Genomic DNA, 20,775 nt, shown 5'->3' with positions numbered 1-20,775 from the left:
GAAAATCATATTGTAATCAAAAGGTTTTCAAAGTACAAATGTCATCATTGCCCTAACTTTTCCAAACCGAAAACGAGCTACAAAAAAAACGTATAATACTGATTATTAAATCAATACAGGCAATCTTGCAATCTTTAAACAAGTATGACTAACGTTAGAATATTATTTTTTTCGCTTACTTTTGAATAACCGTTTAGTGCATTTAAAATCTCAGCGTTACAATCTAAATTCAAAACAAATGAAACACTTTGTCTATATCGTACTTTTCTTCATTATCAAAACAAGTGTTTTTGGGCAAGGCTCAAGTGAATATGGGAGTGGAATGAAAATTAATTTTGATGACAATAAGTCAAAATTTATGCGGATTATTGTTTGGAACCAGATTTGGTTCCGTTCAGCCCAAATGAATCCTGGCACTATGATAGGAAACGAATCGGCTACAACCGCAAGCGATATTGGCAACAGACGCTTACGTTTTTTAGCTTATTCCCAATTAACACCTCGCTTTATGATTGTAACCCATTTTGGAATCAACAACCAAACGTTTACAAATGGAGGTGCATTAGGAAGTAGTGGTACTGGCGGTTATGGAACTGGTAAAAAACCAGGTTTATTTATTCACGATGCATGGAATGAATACGCCGTAATCTTACCAGCAAACAATAACAAATTCAGTCTCACAATTGGCGGAGGACTTCACTATTATATGGGATTATCTCGTATGACCATGGCATCTACCTTAAACTTTTTAACCCTTGACGCCCCAATATTCAATTGGCCATTAATAGAAAATTCAGATCAATTTGCAAGACAAATAGGATTATTTGCTAAAGGCAAAATTGGCAAATTAGAATATCGTCTAAGTCACAATAAACCTTTTGCCACCAACTTAATTCCTCCTAACGTTTCAGAAGTAGAAAATGCAATTGCAGTAGACAATAACGGCAGAGTCAAATGGTCTTCATCGGGATACTTCGACTATCAATTCTGGGAACAAGAAACAAATGCCTTACCTTTTAAAGTAGGAACTTATGTAGGCACAAAAAAAGTTTTCAATATTGGTTTAGGGTTTTATACTGCTCCAGATGCGACAAAATCATCAGTTAACAACATCATCAAATCACATGACATGAATTTATTGGCTAGTGATGTATTTTTAGATTTACCTGTTGGAAAAAAAGATAAAAAAATGGCAATTACTGCTTACAGTGTTTTTTATAAATATGATTTTGGTCCCAACTATTTGCGAAACATTGGCATCATGAACATTGGCTTAAACGATCCAAATTTTGTTGGCAATAAAGCACTAGCTGGGCCAGGAAACCTACAACCTACGATTGGGACTGGTAACATTTGGTATGTACAAGCCGGTTTTTTACTCCCCAACAAGGCCGAAAAGCCCATTATGAGAATACAACCTTTTGGCGCATATACCTACAAAAATTTTGAAGCACTTGATATACCAAGCTCCCAATTTGATTTAGGGATTAATTTCTTATTAGATGGACAAAACGCCAAAATAAGCACCCAATATTCTACTCGTCCTGTTTATACCACTACAGCGACTAAAACTGACAATAAAAGCGAATTTTTGGTTCAACTTCAAATCTATTTGTAAGCAAACAATACAGAGAGTTTTAGACACTAAAACACAAAACAACACATTAAAAACTTACTTTAAATCCAAAAAAACACCCCTAAACAGTCAAACTATTTAGGGGTAAATTTTATAGATAAAGAAATATACTTACTCCTTAATCATTTTCAAAACTTGAGTTTGATTTATGCTATTATAAGCTTTAACTAAATAAAAACCTTTACTCAAATCACTGATGTTAAATTGGTAATCAACTGACTTAATTGCCTCAAATTGCTTAACTTTTTGACCTGATATTGAATAAATTTCAACTTTTGTGGTCTCTGTACTTAAGGTAAAATAATTGGATGCAGGGTTAGGATATAATTTAATAGTAGCTTCTTTTTCGAAATCGGCAATAGCCAAAGTAGCCGTTTTGTTACCTAAAATTCTATACTCACCAGGTTGTAAACTAATGGTTTGATTCACATCAGTAACACTTAAAGTACTATTATCCATTAAATTATACCAAGTCCCCGTGTAAGGAAAACCAGTTGCAACATTTCGAGCTACTACATCAAAATTGGACACAATTACAACATCTTTAAGCTCAGTACTCGCTAAAGCTGAATTGGTTATTTTAATATTTGGGGTAACACTATTTGTACTCGAAATCGTTACACTACCTAAAAATACGGGCTCATTGATTTTTAAAGTAATCATTTTTGCCCAATCATTATAAATCTTGCTGCGATCAGTATTTCCAAGCCAATTTCCTGTCCATTGTGGTTGTGGCTTAGTGTCAAGTTTACAATCTCCAGCTGTTGCGTCAGAAGGTGTATTTACAACTCCATTATTACAAGCGAATATGGACTGCTCCCATCCTAGTTCTCCAAAATGCCAAATCATTTTTGGTCCAGGAACCAATAAAGAAACTGCTCCCAAAGCTGACATTCTCGATAAAGCTGTATTCAGATTTTTTACATTATGAGCCGCATTAGTACTATTTCCAAACTGTAAATTTTTGTACATCAAACGTTCTTCGTCGTGGCTTTCGGCATATCCCATTAAACGTTGCCCTACGAAACCTCTGCTAGCACTAGACATCCTTGCAATATTTTGGTTAGGCCAACCCATCGTTAATTCATTGTACTGATCGGTCATTTTACCCCAAGTCATAATTCCTTTACTGATTGGATCATTGATGCGATAATCTGCCCATTGTTTTTCCTCAAAATCAGTTCCTAGGTGTTCAAAAATCACATAATGAGTTGGATCAACAGCCCATGAAGCATCTGCATACTCTTTTAAAACATCAACACGGTCTTGTTGATATGCATTGGTTTGAGCATCTGATCCCTGTGCATTTTGAGTAAACCCTTTGGTTAAATCCCAACGGAAACCATCAATTTTAAATTCTTCAATCCAATGCTTAACAACGCGCTTTACATAATTCTTTGTACGAGGTTGCTGATGATTAAAATCTTCTCCAACGCTATAACTATGTTTCGCTACTGTATTAAAATATGGATTTTCTGTAGTTGGCGAACCAAATCCATCTCCATCTGGATCATTCATCCACATGCGAACCATTGGGTTTCTACCAAAAGCATGATTTAAAGCAATATCTAAAATAACTGCAATTCCATTTTGATGGCACAAATCAATAAACTCCTTTAACTTCTCAGGTGTACCATAGTATTTATCTAAAGCCATATGAAAAGAAGTATTATACCCCCAACTTTCGTTGCCTTCAAACTCCATAACAGGCATTAATTGAATGGCATTTACCTTTAGATTCTTAAAATAATCTATTTTATCAATTAGATCTTGAAAGTTTCGTCGGGCATCAAAATCACGAACCAAAACTTCATAAACAACTAATTTTTCTTTAGCTGGCTTTACAAAATTGGTTGTTGCTTGACTCCAAGCATAAGGTGTTTGGCCAGTTTTAAACCAAGTAACTTCTCTTTCTTGTCCACTAGGATAAGCTGGCAAATTTGGAAAAGAAGTCGCCGGAATACCTGGATCATCATAAGGTGATAAAACCAAAGTAGAATAAGGATCAGCTGCTTTTACCAAACTTGGAGAACCCGCCAAAGGCGTTTGATCCACCACCCAATATTGATAAGTATAATTAGTACCTGCAGTTAGTCCTGTTAGTTCTAACCAAAATTTAGTAGATCCTGCCGTAGCATCTTTTTTCATAGCATAAGCTGCAGTAGGTTGCCAATTGTTAAAACTTCCTGCTACATATACAAAATCTTTTAACGGCGCATCTAATACCAAAGTAACTTTCGTAGCATCATTCGGATTATAATTGATTCCATCTACTAAACCAGCTGGAATCGTCTCTGAAACTACAGTTGGACTCACAACAGCAGTGAACTTTTTAACAATAGTAGTTGTTCCTTGAGTTACTTCTAATTCATAATTTTGATTACCTGTGATATTGGTATGATTAAAAGCATAACTAGCTGTAGCCGCAGCAGTATTGATAGAAACCCCATTGGATTTCAAATTGTAATTCGCAACACCATTGGTATTTGATGCCGTTATATTCAGACTCCCTCCTGAAGCTAAGATAGTAGTACTGTTTTGTGCTGGAGTATTTAATGTAACTTGAAAAGACCCAACTTCAACTAAGATATCTTGCGACTTTTTATCCCCAGTTCCATCTTTGGCTTTAATCAAAAAACCAATTCTTCCGATACCGGTAGCATTATAATAAGTAGTTGGAGTTATAGTTTTAGTATAAGTATCAGTTCCTACGTTGTAAGTAAACCTAGCTGCTTCATCTGAAGCAGTCCAAGAACCGTTTAATGGTGTTCCTTTTGGCGTAGTATCGTTAGTATCAAAAGCCCAAGCCCACATATACAAAGCATTTCCTGTTACTCCCCAAGTAGCCTCATTAATACTAGACCCATTGATAGTAATAGTAATTTGATCCGTCTCCTCAAAAGTAGGGGGCGAAATACTATAGGTGACTGTTTGTTGTTGCCCCGTAGCAAACCAAGACACAACAAAAGCACAAAAAAGTAAAATTTTCTTCATATCTATAAATTAAATTTAAAAAAAAGGGTTGCCAAAGCGACAACCCTTTTTAAACAAAAAAACATCTTATTGTTTCACAATAGTATAAGTATAAGCTCTTGATTTACTTAAATCAAGCGTTACTTTATAAGTACCAGAAGTAGCTACAGCAATATTTGCACCGCCTTCTTCTAACACTCCATTTGCACCATCATCACCATAATTAAGAGTCCAGGCATCATTAGCTCTAAATTTAATTTCTTGACCGCCTACTAATGCAACAGTAATTGTCCAAACATTATTTGCTTTATCAAAAGTCATAGGAGTACTTGCATTCCATCCTTGTGGTGTAGCACTACCAATTATTCCCCAATCTGTTTTAGTAGTTGAATACGTTAATTTTTGAGTATCTGCTTTAATATAGTAGTAACCAGCAGCAGCATTTAGATTACCTCCTTTTGTATCTAAAATTCCTGCTCCACCATTACCATAAGCTACATTATCCCAAGTGAATTTCAAATCATCAGTAGCTTCCAAGAATTTAAACTCTCCATCTAAGTATACATAACCAGCAAAATCGGAGTTTCCTTTAGCTGATGGTTTTAATTGATACGGAGCAGTTAATCCTGCAGGATTCCAACCTTGGTGATTACCTACAACACCTAATAACGGAGCAACTTTGAAAGGTGTAATCACAATTTCGATTGGTGTAGAAGCAATAGACTGTGTTCCAACAACAGCTAAAACTCTTGCCCAAACACTAGACCCTACAAAAGCTGGCAACCCTAAATCAAGCGCTGCTTTATTCAAACTTGTTCCAGTAACAGCAACATTGTTTGAAGTGGAAGACTGTACTAACTGTGGTTTTTTGAAATCTTTGTCGTCTAATTTAGCGATTTCTACTTTATAGGTAACGACTACATCACCACCAAAATTAGCTGCCTTCCAAGCAAAACGATCGAATAAATTCTCTGCATTAGTTGGTGTTACCACATAACTTGTACCTGTCAATGGGGCAGTTAAAACTGGCGCATCAGTTGCCTCAATTACTGGACGATCTTGTACGTCCTCCACACTACATGAAGCTATCACCAGAGTGAATAAAGCTAAAAATAATTTTGATATATTTTTCATTGTCTTAATTTTTTAAGTTGATTAATTTTAATATCCAGGGTTTTGTTTAAGTTTTGAATTAGCTGCTATTGAATTCGCAGGGATTGGGAATAAGGTTCTAAATGAAGGAATAGCAGTACCACCAGCGATACCACCTTTCCAAGGCCATATGTATGATCCTCCAGCAAATTTTCCAAAACGAATTAAATCTGTTCTACGGTGACACTCCCAGTGCAATTCTCTCGCTCTTTCGTCAAGAATAAAGTCTAAATTCAATTCACCCAAACCTATTGTTGGCGCATTAGCACGAGTTCTCAAAGCATTTACGTACTGTAAAGCCGTAGTATTTGAACCACCAGCACCTCTCAAGTTACACTCAGCATACATTAAATACGCATCAGCTAAGCGGAAGATTGGAAAATCAGTATCCACGAAATCACCAGATTTATCAGAACCTTGTACTCCAGCTTTCGTTAAGTTACTGAATTTTTGAATAGCATATCCATCTTGGAAGTTACCTATGTCTTTTATTTCTTTAGATTGACCATCAGTAAAGAAATTACCACGAACATCACCTGAAGTACCGTTAAATTTGTCTACAAAAGACGAGGTTGTTCTAATACCAGCCCATCCTCCATTAATTCCAAAGTTTTCAGGTTTCATTTTTCCACCTACGGCAGCATGTGTCAAGAAAGTAGTACCTCCATAAGTTTTGGTATTCAAACCATCATAAGCCACTGCGAAAATAAATTCATTTTGCGCTCCGTTTTTATCGTTATCAGCTAAGAATAAATCTTTATAACTATTATGAATAGTGTATGGAGAAGCAATAACTTTTTCAATCAATGGCATTGCTTGAGCATATTTATCAGTTCCAATATACACTTTAGCATTCATGTATAATTTAGCTTGCAACATCCAAGCCGCTGCTTTTCCTACACGATACGTTTCATTCGTTTTAGGGTCTTTCAAATCTGGAGTCAAAGCAGTAAGCTCATCATCTATAAATTTGAAGATTTCCGCTCTAGTTGCATACTCTGGATAATAAATTGAAGTAGGTGACTCTTCGGTAACGATAGAACCTCCACCAAAAGTATCAACCAAGTGCCAATATGTTAAAGCTCTCAAGAAACGGGCTTCTGCTCTCATAAATTTGATTTCAGCTGCTGTAGCTGCATCAACTCCTCTAGCAGCTAATTTCGCATCGGTAGTTTGACGCAAAAACTCGTTACAGTTTACAATTTGGAAAGAGAAACGGGCAAAAGTAGCCGCAATAAAAGTATCTAATGAAGACCAAGAGTGATTATGAAAATCATGAATCGTTTGGTCATTCCAAGCAATTATGGCTTCATCGGTCGTTAATTCTTGCATCAACCATAAGCCTCTGATATACTGACTTGCACCTTCATCGATACCAGCAATATCAGGAGAACCTGCTGGACCACTTTGTCCTGTAGTAGCATAACCTGCATACAATTTGGCTAAATACTGCTTATAGGAGTTAGGGTCTTTGAAAAATTCTTCTCCATCAACAGAGTTACCTTTGTTCCCATCGGAAAGGTCCAAATCGTTAATACAAGATGAGAATAACAGTACAAAAAACAGCAATGCTATTCCTATTAAATTAAATTGTGATTTTTTCATTTTTCTTAAATTTGAATTAGAAATTAACGTTTAATCCTAACGTGAATGTAATCGGTCTTGGATACAAGTTGTTATCAATACCACTAGCAATTTCAGGATCCAAACCAGCATACTTCGTGATAACAAAAACGTTTTGAGCCGCTAAAGTTAATTTTACTAAAGAATTAGAATCTGGTTTTTGGTTGAAAGTATACCCTATACTCACATTATCTAAACGCAAGAAGGATGCATCTTGAATATAGTAATCTGATTCAAAACGTTTAGTATCATTGGTTGTAAATCCAGTTTCTAATACATTTTCAACAGCATTTGACAAATCTGTATTTCTAATAAAAACACCTGCAAGAGAACCATTATTAGAATCTACGTTGTTATACATGTAATTACCCCATGAACCTCTGAATGCCGCAGCAAAATCCCAGTTCTTATATGACAAATTTGTATTAAAACCATAAAATACATCGGCTGCTGGTTTGTGAAAACGATATTTGTCTTGTTCATTAACAATACCATCTCCATTACGATCTACAAACACACCATCTAAAGGTTTACCATCTGCTCCATAAGCTTGTTCGTAAACATAGAAGGTATTTGGTGCATACCCAATTTGATGATTTTGAATAGTGTTACCTGTACCTCCTTCATAACCTCCTACATTAATACCAGCATATTCTGGAGAATCACTTGATAATGCTGTAATTTTAGAATTTTGGAACGTAATATTACCACCTACTGTCCACTCAAAATTATCGTTTTTCACTGGAATCACAGATCCAGAAATTTCAACCCCTCTATTTCTGATTGCTCCTACGTTGTAGTTATCAAAGTTAGAGAATCCAAAGAATGGTGGGTTTTGAGTATACAATAACAAGTCTTTAGTATCTCTTTGATAAACATCAACAGTACCTGTAATTCTGTTATTCAAGAATCCAAAATCAATACCCGCATTGATTGTAGTCGTTTCTTCCCATTTCAAATTTAAATTGTAAGGCTGAGGACGGTACGTTGGATAATACACATTACCAAAAGGATATTGTGCTTGTGGATTTGATCCTAAATACAATGGTAATGAAGGATAGATACTTCCAATATCTTGTTGTCCTGTGATACCCCAACCTGCTCTTAATTTAAGTGTAGACACAGACTCTACATCTTTCAAGAAATTCTCATCATTAATTTTCCATGCAACTGCCACAGCTGGAAAATTTCCCCAACGGTTGTTTTCAGCAAAACGAGAAGAACCGTCACGTCTGTAAGACGCTGTCAAGATATATTTGTCTGCAATAGTAAAATTAGCTCGAGCAAAGAAAGACTGTAAATTAATTCTAGCTGGAGTATTCAATACCGGTGTAATTTGGTTGTTTTGGAAATTCAATGAAAATCCTCCATTGTTATCTCTAAAATCTTGATAAGTATAACCACCAGTAACATCAAACTGAGTATTGATAGACTCCACTAACTTGTTGTAGTTAAAATACAAATCCATCAATTTGTTATGTCTTTTATTAGTATTCTCATAAGTATTATTGAAACCTGAACCGTTCAAACCATTCAAATAATCAGCTTCAGTATTACCAAAAGAACGACCACTTAAATAATCATAACCAAAGTTAGCTACCGCTTTCAATTCTGGTAAGAAATGCAATTTGTAATCAAATTGAATGTTACCAATACTTCTGTAAGAAGTTCCGTAGTTGTTTTGTTGTTGAATTAATGAAACAGGGTTTCTACCTGCCAATTGGTTAATTTGTGTTGGCGATAAATACCATTGGAAATAAGTTCCATCAGGATTTTTAACAGATTGTGTAGGATCAAAACGAACCGCCGAACCAATAGCACCTCTATTACTGTAATCATTATTGATTAAAGATGTATTGTTAGTTACTTGCACTTTTAAATGCTTGTCAAAGAAATCACCTACTAAAGCTGCAGAAAGCGTAGAGCGCTCCATGTTATCACGCAATAAAATACCATTTAGGTTAGCATAACCAACAGAAGCTCTGTACGTAATATTATCAGCCCCACCACTCACAGATATATTGTGATCTGTACCAATAGCAGTTCTATAAATTTCTTTTTGCCAATCAGTATTCGCTGTACCCAACAAACCAATTTGAGTAGCGTTACCCTTAGCATTGATTAACTCTCTGAATTGATTTGCAGACAAGGCATCAATCGTTTTCGTAATTTCAGATACTTGAAAATTGGCATTGTAGTTTACCTGAAGGTCTCCTGCTTTACCTTTTTTAGTCGTAATGATGATTACCCCATTCGAAGCTCTAGACCCGTAAATAGCTGTAGCTGAAGCATCTTTCAATACCGTAATCGACTCAATGTTATTTTGATTGATAGTAGACAATGGATTTCTTCCTCCATTAACTCCACCTGCCGCAACAGGCACACCATCAATCACGTATAATGGATCGTTCTGCGCACTCAAAGAAGAACCTGAACGAATTCTAATGGTAGCACCCTCTCCCGGAGCACCTCCACCATTGGTAATTTGCAAACCTGCAACTTTACCTTGAATCATTTGGTCAGCAGAAACTACTGGTCCTTTGTTAAACTCTTTTGCACCAAGAACTGTTACCGCCCCAGTTGCATCTTTCTTTTTAACAGTACCATACCCTACTTGAACCACAACTTCTTTCAATTCGTTAGCATCTTCTTCTAAAGAAGCATTCAATGTAGCCTGTCCATCATAAGTTAAAACAACATTTCTAAATCCTATGAAAGAAAATACAATCTTATCCCCTTTTTTAACATTGGATAATTTATATTTACCATCAAAATCGGTAGAAACACCATTTGCTGCTCCTTGTATATTTACATTGGCTCCTGGTACTGGTTGTCCTGTTGCTTTTTCAACAACAGACCCCGTTACAGTATTCTGAGCCAGAAGACTGAAAGGCAGGAGTAGCAATAAAAATAACAACTTTTTATAAATTGTTTTCATACTTTTTGTTTAAATTAATGTTTAATTTTGGTTTTTAGTTAAGCTTTTCTTTTACTTCGAATATCAAAATTAACATAATATTAATATCGCTGACATGACAAAAATCAGTTTGGTTTACGAAAACGTGATAGTGTTGAAAACTTTGAGGTTTATTTATTATTTTTAACTAAAAATTGCCAGAAATAAAAAAAAATATCTTTTTAAACAGAATACCATTTTTTTTATAAAACTCAAAAAATGAAAAAAAAAGTAACACTAAAACAAATAGCCAAAGAATTAGACGTTTCCATATCAACTGTCTCTAAATCACTACGTAACAGTTTAGAAATTGGAGAAGAAACCCGCCTAAAAGTTCAAGCTTTTGCAAAATTCTACAACTACAAACCCAACAATATTGCTCTAAGTTTAAAAAACAGAAGAACCAAAACTATAGGAATTATAATTCCTGAAATTGTACATTACTTCTTCTCTACAGTAATTAATGGTATCGAACAAGTTGCCAACGAAAAAGGGTATAGTGTTATTATTTGTTTATCGGATGACTCCTTTGACAAAGAAGTTATGAATATGGAGTTATTGGCACACGGTAGTACCGACGGTTTTATTATGTCATTATCTAAAGAAACACAGTATAAAAAAGATTTTCATCACATCACCGAAGTGATTGAACAAGGCATGCCCGTAGTCATGTTTGACCGTATCACTGATGAAGTACATTGTGACAAAGTTATTATAGACGATAAAAAAGCTGCCTACGAAGCTGTTGAATACCTCATTAAACAAGGACGAAAAAAAATCGCCTTAGTAACCACAGTAGACTACGTAAGTGTTGGCAAACTAAGAACAGATGGTTATACCAAAGCTTTATTAGATAATGCCATACCTTTTGATGAACAACTCATTATCAAAATAGAGGATGTTGATACTTGCGAAATAACTATTAGTCAATTATTAGAGGACAAAGCCATAGATGCGGTATTTGCAGTTAATGAACTTTTTGCTGTTACGATTTTAAAAACTGCACATAAGATAGGACTCAATGTTCCAAAAGATTTAGCCATTATAGCTTTTACCGACGGAATTATTTCCAAATATTCAACCCCAACTATTACAACCGTAAGTCAAAGCGGAGCTAAAATGGGAAAAAAAGCAGCAGAAATGCTCATCCAAAGATTAGAAGCCGAAGAACATGACGATGAAGATGAAATCTACAAAACCGAAATTATAGAAACCCATTTAATCGAAAGAGAATCTACTGATTAATTTGATGATTTATCAACAAAAAACGTTAGAGTTCTAATTATTTACTTGAGAAATACCCCCTCAAGTAAATAATTATATATATTTACACTTGTCAAAACTTTTTCTTTTACTTCGAAATTAAGTAAAGTTTTGTTCTTTATTGTTTCCCTCCATATAGATTTATTGGTTTACTTCTATTCACTTCGGAAACATTTTCTAATCAACCAAACCTTGCTTAACAAAAGCAAAAACAAACTTATTTTTTTTGTAACTTTCACAATTCTAATCGATTATGAAAGCAACTAAAACAAATTGAACTGAAAAAATATTTTGGTACACGCTATGAATTCTAATGGTAACTCTAAATTTTCAGTACTACTATAATCTACAATTGTTAGATTTTTAGGTTAGTTATTTAAAATTAAGCAATCCATTAAAAAAGAAATAATGTTACTAGGCTATACCTTCACGTTTAAAATGAATAAGCTTGTGCAAAAACAGCATTAGACCTAAACAAACACGATAGCGTTTGTAATATTTAACTTTTAAAATGGATCATATGGAAAAACCAAAATTAAGTTTTTGGCAAATTTGGAATCTAAGTTTTGGGTTTTTGGGAGTACAAATTGGGTACTCACTACAAAATGGAAATACCAGTAGAATTTTGGAAGCTCTTGGAGCAGATGTTCACAGTATTGGATATTTTTGGTTAGCAGCCCCATTGGCGGGACTAATTGTTCAGCCTATTATTGGTCTTTCGAGCGATAAAACTTGGACCAAACTTGGACGAAGAATCCCATTTATATTTTTTGGAGCAATAGTATCGGCGCTAGCCATGTTTTTTATGCCTAATGCTGAGTATTTTGCCTATTTATTACCTCCATTATTTTTTGGAGGATTAATGTTATTGTTAATGGACACTTCTTTTAATGTGACCATGCAACCTTTTAGAGCCTTAGTGGGAGACATGGTTAATGATGACCAACGTAACTTAGGTTATTCACTACAAAGCGCTTTGATTAATTTTGGAGCCGTTTTTGGTTCTTTATTGCCATGGATTTTAGCCAAATCAGGCATTGCAAATGTTCCTGCTCCGGGTGAAAAAGTAGCCGATTCTGTAATTTGGTCGTTTTACATTGGAGGTAGTATTTTATTAATAAGTGTACTTTGGACCGTTTTTAGAACTAAAGAATATGCTCCCGAAGAACATGCTCTTTACAACAAAATAGATTTGAATGCAGATGTAAAAAAAGAAAAAACAAACATTGTCACTTTAATTACTACTGCTCCAAAAATCTTTTGGCAGTTAGGATTCATACAATTTTTTTCTTGGTTTGCTTTGTTCTTAATGTGGGTTTATACCACACGTGCTATTGCTAATCAAGTATGGGGCCCGGATGCTCTCGATGCTAAATCAGTTGGATTTAATGAAGCTGGAGATTGGACAGGTGTTTTATTCGCCTTTTACAGCGCAGTAGCCGCTATTTATTCGCTACTAATTCCTTCTATCGCCAAATCTATTGGTCGTAAAAAAACATATTCTTTTTCACTTCTTATGGGTGGACTTGGATTAATCTCAATGTTTTTGATAGAAGACAAAAACGTATTACTACTTTCTATGGTAGGCGTTGGATTAGCTTGGGCAGCAATTTTGGCTATGCCTTATGCTATGCTTTCAGGGTCATTACCAGCTGACAAAATGGGAGTTTACATGGGATTATTCAATGCCACTATTACATTGCCACAAATTGCAGCAGGATTATTAGGAAGTACTTTAATTGCCCTTTTTGGAGGTTTCCCAATGGCTATCATTGTTATTGCTGGAGCTTCAATGTTGATTGCGGGCTTGGCTGTTATTTTCATTAAAGAAAAAACTACAGGTCAATAAATATATTTTAAAATGAAAAAGAAAAAAGGATTTATTTTCGATTTAGATGGTGTAATTGTAGACACTGCTAAATACCATTATTTAGCTTGGAAAAAAATTGCCGATAGTCTAAATATAGAATTTACACACGAACATAATGAATTATTAAAAGGAGTTAGCCGAGTAAGATCGCTAGATATCATTTTAGATCTTGGTGATGTAAAGGCAACTCAAGAACAAAAAGACCAATGGTTGGTTCAAAAAAACGAAGAGTACCTTTCTTATCTTGTTGATATGGACGAAAGCGAAATCTTGCCTGGAGTATTGCCTGTCTTGAACTACCTAAAAGAAAACGAACAACTTATTGCATTAGGATCAGCTAGCAAAAACGCCAGACCTATTTTGGAAAAAACAGGTATACTGTCCTACTTTGATGCCATTGTGGATGGAAATGATGTTTCGAATGCTAAACCGGATCCAGAAGTGTTTTTGATAGCAGCAAAACTATTACAAACTGCCCCTTCAGACTCCATTGTTTTTGAAGATTCTGTAGCTGGAATTCAAGCTGCCAACATTGCTAACATGACCAGTATTGGTATTGGCGATGATAGTATTTTACACGAAGCACAACACAACTTTAAAGACTTTACCTTTATTGGAACTCCCTTTTTGAGTGAGCTAATCGAAAAATAAAGCGTTTTTTGACTGTAAAAAGTCTCAAGTATACAACAATAGAAATTAAAATAAATTAAAACAAAATGAACCAAGATTATATAAAACCAGACAATTGGTCCATCATTGAAGAAGAATTTGATGTCGAAAGAGTAAAATCGTCCGAAAGTCTATTCAGTATTGGAAATGGCGCAATGGGACAAAGAGCCAATTTCGAAGAAAGCTACTCTGGCCCAACTTTTCAAGGAAGTTATATTGCTGGAATTTACTACCCAGATAAAACTAAAGTGGGGTGGTGGAAAAACGGATACCCAAAATACTTCGCCAAAGTATTAAATGCCCCAAACTGGATTGGAATTGATATAGAAATTAATGGTGAAAATTTTGATTTATTTACTTGCTCTCAAGTTAAAAACTTCAAAAGAGAATTGAACATGAAGGAAGGATGGTACAACCGTTCTTTCGAAGCTACCTTGGCTAATGGAACTGAAATCGCTGTAAATGTACGTCGTTTTTTAAGCTTAAACTTAGACGAAGCTGGTTTCATCAACTACGAAATCACCCCGCTTAATAAAGATGCAAAAATAGTTTACAAACCTTATATCGATGCAGGAATTACTAATGAAGATGCCAATTGGGAGGAGAAATTTTGGGAACCATTAGAAGTAAAAAAAGGCACACATGAAGCTTTTGTTACCGCTCAAACGTTCAAAACGCATTTTAAAGTAACCACTTTTATGCATAACACTGTTTTGATTAATGGTGTTCCTTCTCAAGTATCTGCATCGTCAATTGAATCGACTACAGACAAAGTCCAATATACATACGATACCTTGGTTGCCAAAGGTGAAGTTTCAGCTATCCAAAAAATAGGGGGCTATACGGTTTCTTTAAATCATAAAAACACCTTAACCGCCGCCGAAAAAGTAATCCAAACAGCTTTAGCAAAAGGATATGAAACTTTATTAGAAGAACAAAAAGAAGCTTGGGCAAAAATCTGGGAGATGTCAGATATTACTATCGCAGGTGATGTAAAAGCTCAACAAGGTATTCGTTTTAATATCTTCCAATTGAACCAAACCTATTTAGGAAAAGATTCTCGCTTAAATATAGGTCCAAAAGGATTTACCGGAGAAAAATACGGTGGATCAACCTATTGGGATACAGAAGCGTATTGTATTCCATTCTACATGGCAACCAAAGACCAAGAAGTGGCTCGTAACTTACTGACATATCGTTACAACCAACTGGATAAAGCCATCGAAAATGCTAAAGACAATTTAGGATTCAAAAACGGTGCAGCTTTGTATCCAATGGTAACCATGAATGGAGAAGAATGCCATAACGAATGGGAAATTACTCATGAAGAAATTCACCGTAATGGCGCCATAGCTTTTGCAATATTCAATTATTACAGATATACTGGAGATTATTCTTATATACCTGAAAAAGGATTAGAAGTTTTGATTGGTATCGCACGTTTTTGGCACCAAAGAGCTTCGTTCTCAAAAGACAAAAACCAATTCGTTATCTTAGGTGTAACTGGACCTAACGAATACGAAAACAACATCAATAACAACTTTTACACTAATTACATAGCTAAATGGTGTATTGATTACACTTACGAACAAATTCAAAAAGTAGCCACTGAGTACCCATCAGACCACAAACGTGTGATTGAGAAAGTAGCCCTTTCAGATGCTGAATTGCAAGATTGGAAAAAAGTTGCTGGAAACATGTACTTCCCAAAATCTGAAGAATTAGGCATTTATTTACAACAAGATGGTTTCTTAGACAAAGAATTAGTTCCAGTAAAAGACCTAGACAAATCACAACGACCAATTAATCAAAAATGGTCTTGGGATAGAGTATTGCGTTCGCCATATATCAAACAAGCAGACGTACTACAAGGATTCTATTTCTTCGAAGATCATTTTACTACCGAAGAATTAAGAAAGAATTTTGAATTCTACGAATCATTTACCGTTCACGAAAGTTCACTTTCTCCATGTGTACACTCTATCCAAGCTGCTAAATTAGACAAAATGGATATGGCTTATGCTTTCTACTTAAGAACGTCAAGACTAGATTTAGATGACTATAATAAAGAGGTAGAAGAAGGCTGTCATATCACTTCAATGGCCGGAACATGGATGAGTATTGTTGAAGGTTTTGGTGGCATGCGTATTAAAAATGACGCCTTACATTTTGCTCCAAAAATTCCTAAAGAATGGGAAGGGTATTCGTTTAAAATCAACTTTAGACATCAAATTGTAAAAATTGAAGTAACGCAAAATGATACTAAATTTTCATTAGAAGGCGACAAAGCATTGACCGTATTTGTCAACGGAAAAGAAGTAGTGGTTCAACCCAACTAATTCAATTCACCTAATATCAATAACCCTTTCAAAGTTCGCTTTGAAAGGGTTTAAAATTTAAAAAAATGAGAAAAATAATCGTATTCCTGTTATTCAGCTCACTAGCATTGGCACAAAATGCTAATCGAAAGTTTGAAAGTTTCAAAAAAACCAATCAATCTCTTGAAGTTACTACTTCAGATGGGGTCTATACTTTTCAACCGTATTCGGATAAAATCATTTCTACTTCATTTGTTCCAACTGGAGAAAAAGCCAATTCCAAATCACACGCCGTAGTAGCGACGCCCCAAAAGGTCAACCTCAAAATTACCACAACTCCAACTTCCGTTCAAATGGCAACTTCTGGTATTGTGGTCATTATTGAAAAGTCTCCTTTTAAAATAAGCTACAAGTATAAAAACAAAGAACTGATTTCGGAAAAAATAGGCTATTTCAAAAAAGAAAACAATGAAATTCTAGATTTCAACTTAGACGCAACTGAAGTATTATACGGAGGGGGCGCTAGGGTTCTAGGAATGAACCGCCGCGGCAATCGCCTTCAATTGTACAACAGAGCACACTACGGCTACGAAACGCATTCTGAATTGATGAATTTTACTATGCCTTTAGTACTATCATCCAAAATCTATGCAGTTCATTTTGACAATGCACCTATTGGTTATTTGGATTTGGACAGTCAAAAAAACAACACTTTAGCTTACGAAACCATTTCTGGAAGAAAGACCTATCAAGTAATTGCGGGCGACAATTGGATAGATTTGATTGACAACTACACCAACTTGACAGGAAAACAACCATTACCAGCTCGTTGGACTTTGGGTAATTTTTCTAGCCGTTTTGGTTACCATACCGAAGCTGAAGTTAATAAAACCATCGACAAATACATCAAAGACGAAATTCCTGTAGACGCCATTATCCTTGATTTGTATTGGTTTGGAAAAACCGTACAAGGAACGATGGGAAATTTAGATTGGGACAAAGACAATTTTCCTAATCCCACTAAAATGATCGATGATTTGAATAAAAAAGGAGTTAAAACAGTAGTTATTACTGAGCCTTTTATTTTAACAACCTCTTCAAAATGGAAAGAAGCAACAGACAAAAAAGTCTTAGCCGTTGACAAAGAAGGAAAACCATTTACTTATGATTTCTTTTTTGGCAACACCGGAATTGTTGATATTTTCAAGCCTGAGGGCAAACAATGGTTTTGGAATATTTACAAAACATTAATCAACCAAGGCGTTGGTGGTTTGTGGGGCGATTTGGGCGAACCCGAAGTTTTCCCTTCTGCCGCAATTACAAGTGGCGGAACTGCAGATGAAGTTCATAATATTTACGGACACAACTGGGCGCAACTCATTGCCGAAGGTTACCAAAAAGAATTTTCAAACACTAGACCTTTTATCTTAATGCGTGCCGGATATTCAGGTTCACAACGTTTTGGGATGATGCCTTGGTCTGGAGATGTAAGCCGAACTTGGGGTGGATTAAAACCGCAAACCGAAATTTCTTTACAAATGGGAATGCAAGGAATGGGTTATATGCATTCGGATTTAGGTGGTTTTGCAGGCGATTATTTTGACAATGAATTGTATACTAGATGGCTACAGTACGGCGTTTTTCAACCTATTTTCAGACCTCACGCGCAAGAAGATGTGGCTTCTGAACCTGTTTTTAAAGATATTGTCACGAAAGCCAATGCCAAAAAACAAGTAGAATTGAGATACCAATTGCTGCCTTACAATTACACTTTGGCTTTCGAGAATAACCAAAAAGGAACTCCATTGATGCGTCCTTTATTCTTTGAAGAACCCGAAAATCAACAATTACAAACTACAGCTAACACGTATTTGTGGGGGAATGATTTCTTAGTTCAACCCATAACGGATGCTGGAAAAACATCGGCTACGGTGTACTTTCCAAAAAACAACAATTGGTTCGACTTTTACAACGACAGCAAATACATAGGAGGTTCTTTTGCCGAAGTAGCTACTGCAACAGATCATATCCCTGTTTTTGTTCGTGGAGGCGCTTTTATTCCAAGGATTAAAACCATTCAAAATACCACAAAATATAGTTTAGATGCTTTTGACTTGCATTACTTTATGGATGAGAAAACACCAAACAGCGAAGGTAAGCTCTACAACGACGACGGATTAACGGCGAATGCTTTTGAAAAAGGGAATTATGAAATACTCAATTTCAAAGCCAATTCTAAAGACAAAATGACTACTATAACCGTTGCAACACAAGTTGGAAAAGCCTATAGTTCAAAAGACAAAAAAGCGAATCTGGTATTGCACAACGCTACTACTACCACTCAAATAAAAGTAAACGGAGTCGTAACACCATTTACAAAAGAATCAAATACCATAAGTGTTTCAATTCCGGTAACCAAAGACAAATCAACCATCATTCAAATTCAATAAATAATGAAAAATAAAGCTTTAGCACTAACACTTGCCCTTTCTTCCTTATTTTGTGGATATACTAATGCACAAAAAAAGAGCTCTCCTAAAAAAGAAACTACGCCCTTTGTTTGGGAAGGTGCCAATTTGTATTTCTTACTAACCGACCGTTTTAATGACGACAACAATAAGAAAGAAATTTATTTTGACCGAACCAAAACTACTGGAAAATTGCGCGGTTTTGAAGGAGGAAATATTAAAGGAATCACCAAAAAAATTGAAGAAGGTTATTTTACCAAACTAGGAATTAATGCCATTTGGTTGACACCCATTGTAGAACAAATTCACGATGGTGTAGACGAAGGAACGGGTTTAAGCTATGGCTTCCACGGATATTGGGCCAAAGATTGGACGGCTTTAGATCCTAATTTTGGAACCAAAAAAGACTTAGCAGAATTGGTTAAAAAAGCTCACGCCAAAGGAATCCGTATTGTGTTAGATGGTGTAATCAATCACACTGGACCTGTAACAGCCAACGATCCCGTATGGCCTAGCGAGTGGGTAAGAACTTCTCCTCAATGCGATTACAAAACATTCGAAGGAACTACAGCTTGTACCCTAGTTGCCAATCTTCCAGATATAAAAACCGAAAGCGAAAAAGAAGTAGCCCTACCTCCTTTCTTGATTGAAAAATGGAAAAAAGAAGGACGTTACGAAAAAGAAATGGCTTCATTAGATGCTTTTTTCAAAAGAACAGGCTATCCAAGAGCACCAAAATACTACATCATCAAATGGTTGACAGATTATATCGTTGAATTTGGAATCGATGGTTACCGTGCCGATACCGTAAAACATACCGATGAAAAAGTATGGGCAGCCTTCCAAAAAGAATGCAACTATGCTTTTGAGGTTTGGAAGAAAAACAACCCATCAAAAGTATTAGACAACAACTCGTTTTATACCATAGCCGAGGTGTATAACTACGGTATTAGCGGTGGACAAGAATTTGATTTTGGAGACAAAAAAATCAATTACTACCAAAACGGCTTCAACAATATGATCAATTTTGAGTTCAAATGGGATGCTCAAAAAGACTATGAATTCATCTTTTCTAAATACTCTTCCAAACTGAACAATGAGTTGCAAGGGTATAGCGTACTGAATTATTTATCCTCTCACGATGATGGTGGTCCATTCGATGCGAAAAGAGAAAAAACCATCGAAAGCGGAACAAAACTATTGCTTTCACCTGGAATTTCGCAAGTGTATTATGGTGATGAATCTGGACGTTCGTTGGTTATCGAAGGCACACAGGGAGATGCCACTTTGCGCTCATTTATGAATTGGAAAGCCATCAAAACCAATCCTGAAACGCAAAAAACATTGGCACATTGGCAAAAATTAGGACAATTCAGAAAAAACCATCCTGCAATCGGAGCTGGAGTTCACAAACAAATTGCGGCAACTCCTTATACCTTTAGCCGTTATTTTTCAAATGGAAACTTTACTGACCAAGTGGTCGTTGCTTTAGATGTGAATCTTGGAACCAAAGAAATACCCGTTGGCACCATTTTCGCAGAGGGAACGCTACTTCGCGATGCCTATTCTAATCAAGAAGCAAAAGTGACCAATGGAAAAGTGACTATCAATTCTAATTTTACTTTTGTGCTTTTAGAGGCAAAAAAATAGAAATTTCATAAGATTTCAAACACCGCAATTTCACAAATTCATTTCCCAAAGTAGGGAGTAAAATTTGTGAATTTGTGGTGTTTTTTTTACCAAGAAGAAACAAGAAGCAATGCTTTTGTACTTTGCGTTCCTTGCGTAAATCTTTGTGAACCTTGCGGTTAAGTTTTTACCACGAAGAAACACAAAGAAATCACAAA

At 35.6% G+C, this 20,775-nt stretch carries 11 protein-coding genes; 7 read left to right on the top strand and 4 right to left on the bottom strand.

Translation table 11 applies throughout. The features are described from left to right. The first annotated feature begins 238 nt into the window (after positions 1–238). Complete coding sequence (locus ACZ1AQ_RS06780) at positions 239–1,618, top strand: porin (protein ID WP_489632173.1); 1,380 nt, start codon at positions 239–241, stop codon at positions 1,616–1,618. Positions 1,619–1,747: 129 nt separating this feature from the next. On the opposite strand, the gene ACZ1AQ_RS06775 is transcribed toward ACZ1AQ_RS06780, so the two are convergent. The 4 genes from ACZ1AQ_RS06775 to ACZ1AQ_RS06760 all read right to left on the bottom strand — a co-directional run bounded on the left by ACZ1AQ_RS06775 (position 1,748) and on the right by ACZ1AQ_RS06760 (position 10,322). Next, positions 1,748–4,630, bottom strand: a complete 2,883-nt coding sequence (locus ACZ1AQ_RS06775) for an alpha-amylase family glycosyl hydrolase (protein ID WP_489632172.1) — start codon at positions 4,628–4,630, stop codon at positions 1,748–1,750. A 66-nt stretch (positions 4,631–4,696) separates the two neighbouring features. Next, complete coding sequence (locus ACZ1AQ_RS06770; RefSeq protein WP_489632171.1) at positions 4,697–5,743, bottom strand: SusE domain-containing protein; 1,047 nt, start codon at positions 5,741–5,743, stop codon at positions 4,697–4,699. Positions 5,744–5,770: 27 nt separating this feature from the next. After that, complete coding sequence (locus tag ACZ1AQ_RS06765; RefSeq protein ID WP_489632170.1) at positions 5,771–7,366, bottom strand: RagB/SusD family nutrient uptake outer membrane protein; 1,596 nt, start codon at positions 7,364–7,366, stop codon at positions 5,771–5,773. A 16-nt stretch (positions 7,367–7,382) separates the two neighbouring features. Continuing rightward, on the bottom strand, positions 7,383–10,322 hold the full coding sequence (locus ACZ1AQ_RS06760) for a SusC/RagA family TonB-linked outer membrane protein (protein ID WP_489632169.1): 2,940 nt from the start codon (positions 10,320–10,322) through the stop codon (positions 7,383–7,385). A 237-nt stretch (positions 10,323–10,559) separates the two neighbouring features. On the opposite strand from ACZ1AQ_RS06760, the gene ACZ1AQ_RS06755 reads away from it, so the two are divergent. The 6 genes from ACZ1AQ_RS06755 (at position 10,560) to ACZ1AQ_RS06730 (ending at position 20,578) form a co-directional block, all read left to right on the top strand. Next, positions 10,560–11,585, top strand: a complete 1,026-nt coding sequence (locus ACZ1AQ_RS06755; protein WP_489632168.1) for a LacI family DNA-binding transcriptional regulator — start codon at positions 10,560–10,562, stop codon at positions 11,583–11,585. A 538-nt stretch (positions 11,586–12,123) separates the two neighbouring features. Then, positions 12,124–13,452, top strand: coding sequence for an MFS transporter (locus ACZ1AQ_RS06750; RefSeq protein WP_489632167.1), 1,329 nt, complete (start codon positions 12,124–12,126; stop codon positions 13,450–13,452). A 12-nt stretch (positions 13,453–13,464) separates the two neighbouring features. After that, positions 13,465–14,124, top strand: coding sequence for a beta-phosphoglucomutase (pgmB, locus tag ACZ1AQ_RS06745; RefSeq protein WP_489632166.1), 660 nt, complete (start codon positions 13,465–13,467; stop codon positions 14,122–14,124). A 65-nt stretch (positions 14,125–14,189) separates the two neighbouring features. Next, entirely contained in the window at positions 14,190–16,481 is a 2,292-nt protein-coding gene (locus tag ACZ1AQ_RS06740) for a glycoside hydrolase family 65 protein (RefSeq protein WP_489632165.1), read from the top strand. 65 nt (positions 16,482–16,546) lie between these two features. Then, positions 16,547–18,910, top strand: coding sequence for a glycoside hydrolase family 31 protein (locus ACZ1AQ_RS06735; protein ID WP_489632164.1), 2,364 nt, complete (start codon positions 16,547–16,549; stop codon positions 18,908–18,910). A 3-nt stretch (positions 18,911–18,913) separates the two neighbouring features. Further along, entirely contained in the window at positions 18,914–20,578 is a 1,665-nt protein-coding gene (locus ACZ1AQ_RS06730) for an alpha-amylase family glycosyl hydrolase (RefSeq protein WP_489632163.1), read from the top strand. Positions 20,579–20,775: the final 197 nt, after the last annotated feature.

The organism is Flavobacterium sp. UM26, from assembly GCF_057922445.1.
This window is presented reverse-complemented; position numbering and strand designations above follow the sequence as displayed.

Bases quoted from the DNA above. Each gene is read 5' to 3' on its own strand.
- ACZ1AQ_RS06780 (WP_489632173.1), top strand. From the start codon at position 239: ATGAAACACTTTGTCTATATCGTACTTTTCTTCATTATCAAAACAAGT.
- ACZ1AQ_RS06775 (WP_489632172.1), bottom strand. From the start codon at position 4,630: ATGAAGAAAATTTTACTTTTTTGTGCTTTTGTTGTGTCTTGGTTTGCT.
- ACZ1AQ_RS06770 (WP_489632171.1), bottom strand. From the start codon at position 5,743: ATGAAAAATATATCAAAATTATTTTTAGCTTTATTCACTCTGGTGATA.
- ACZ1AQ_RS06765 (WP_489632170.1), bottom strand. From the start codon at position 7,366: ATGAAAAAATCACAATTTAATTTAATAGGAATAGCATTGCTGTTTTTT.
- ACZ1AQ_RS06760 (WP_489632169.1), bottom strand. From the start codon at position 10,322: ATGAAAACAATTTATAAAAAGTTGTTATTTTTATTGCTACTCCTGCCT.
- ACZ1AQ_RS06755 (WP_489632168.1), top strand. From the start codon at position 10,560: ATGAAAAAAAAAGTAACACTAAAACAAATAGCCAAAGAATTAGACGTT.
- ACZ1AQ_RS06750 (WP_489632167.1), top strand. From the start codon at position 12,124: ATGGAAAAACCAAAATTAAGTTTTTGGCAAATTTGGAATCTAAGTTTT.
- pgmB (WP_489632166.1), top strand. From the start codon at position 13,465: ATGAAAAAGAAAAAAGGATTTATTTTCGATTTAGATGGTGTAATTGTA.
- ACZ1AQ_RS06740 (WP_489632165.1), top strand. From the start codon at position 14,190: ATGAACCAAGATTATATAAAACCAGACAATTGGTCCATCATTGAAGAA.
- ACZ1AQ_RS06735 (WP_489632164.1), top strand. From the start codon at position 16,547: ATGAGAAAAATAATCGTATTCCTGTTATTCAGCTCACTAGCATTGGCA.
- ACZ1AQ_RS06730 (WP_489632163.1), top strand. From the start codon at position 18,914: ATGAAAAATAAAGCTTTAGCACTAACACTTGCCCTTTCTTCCTTATTT.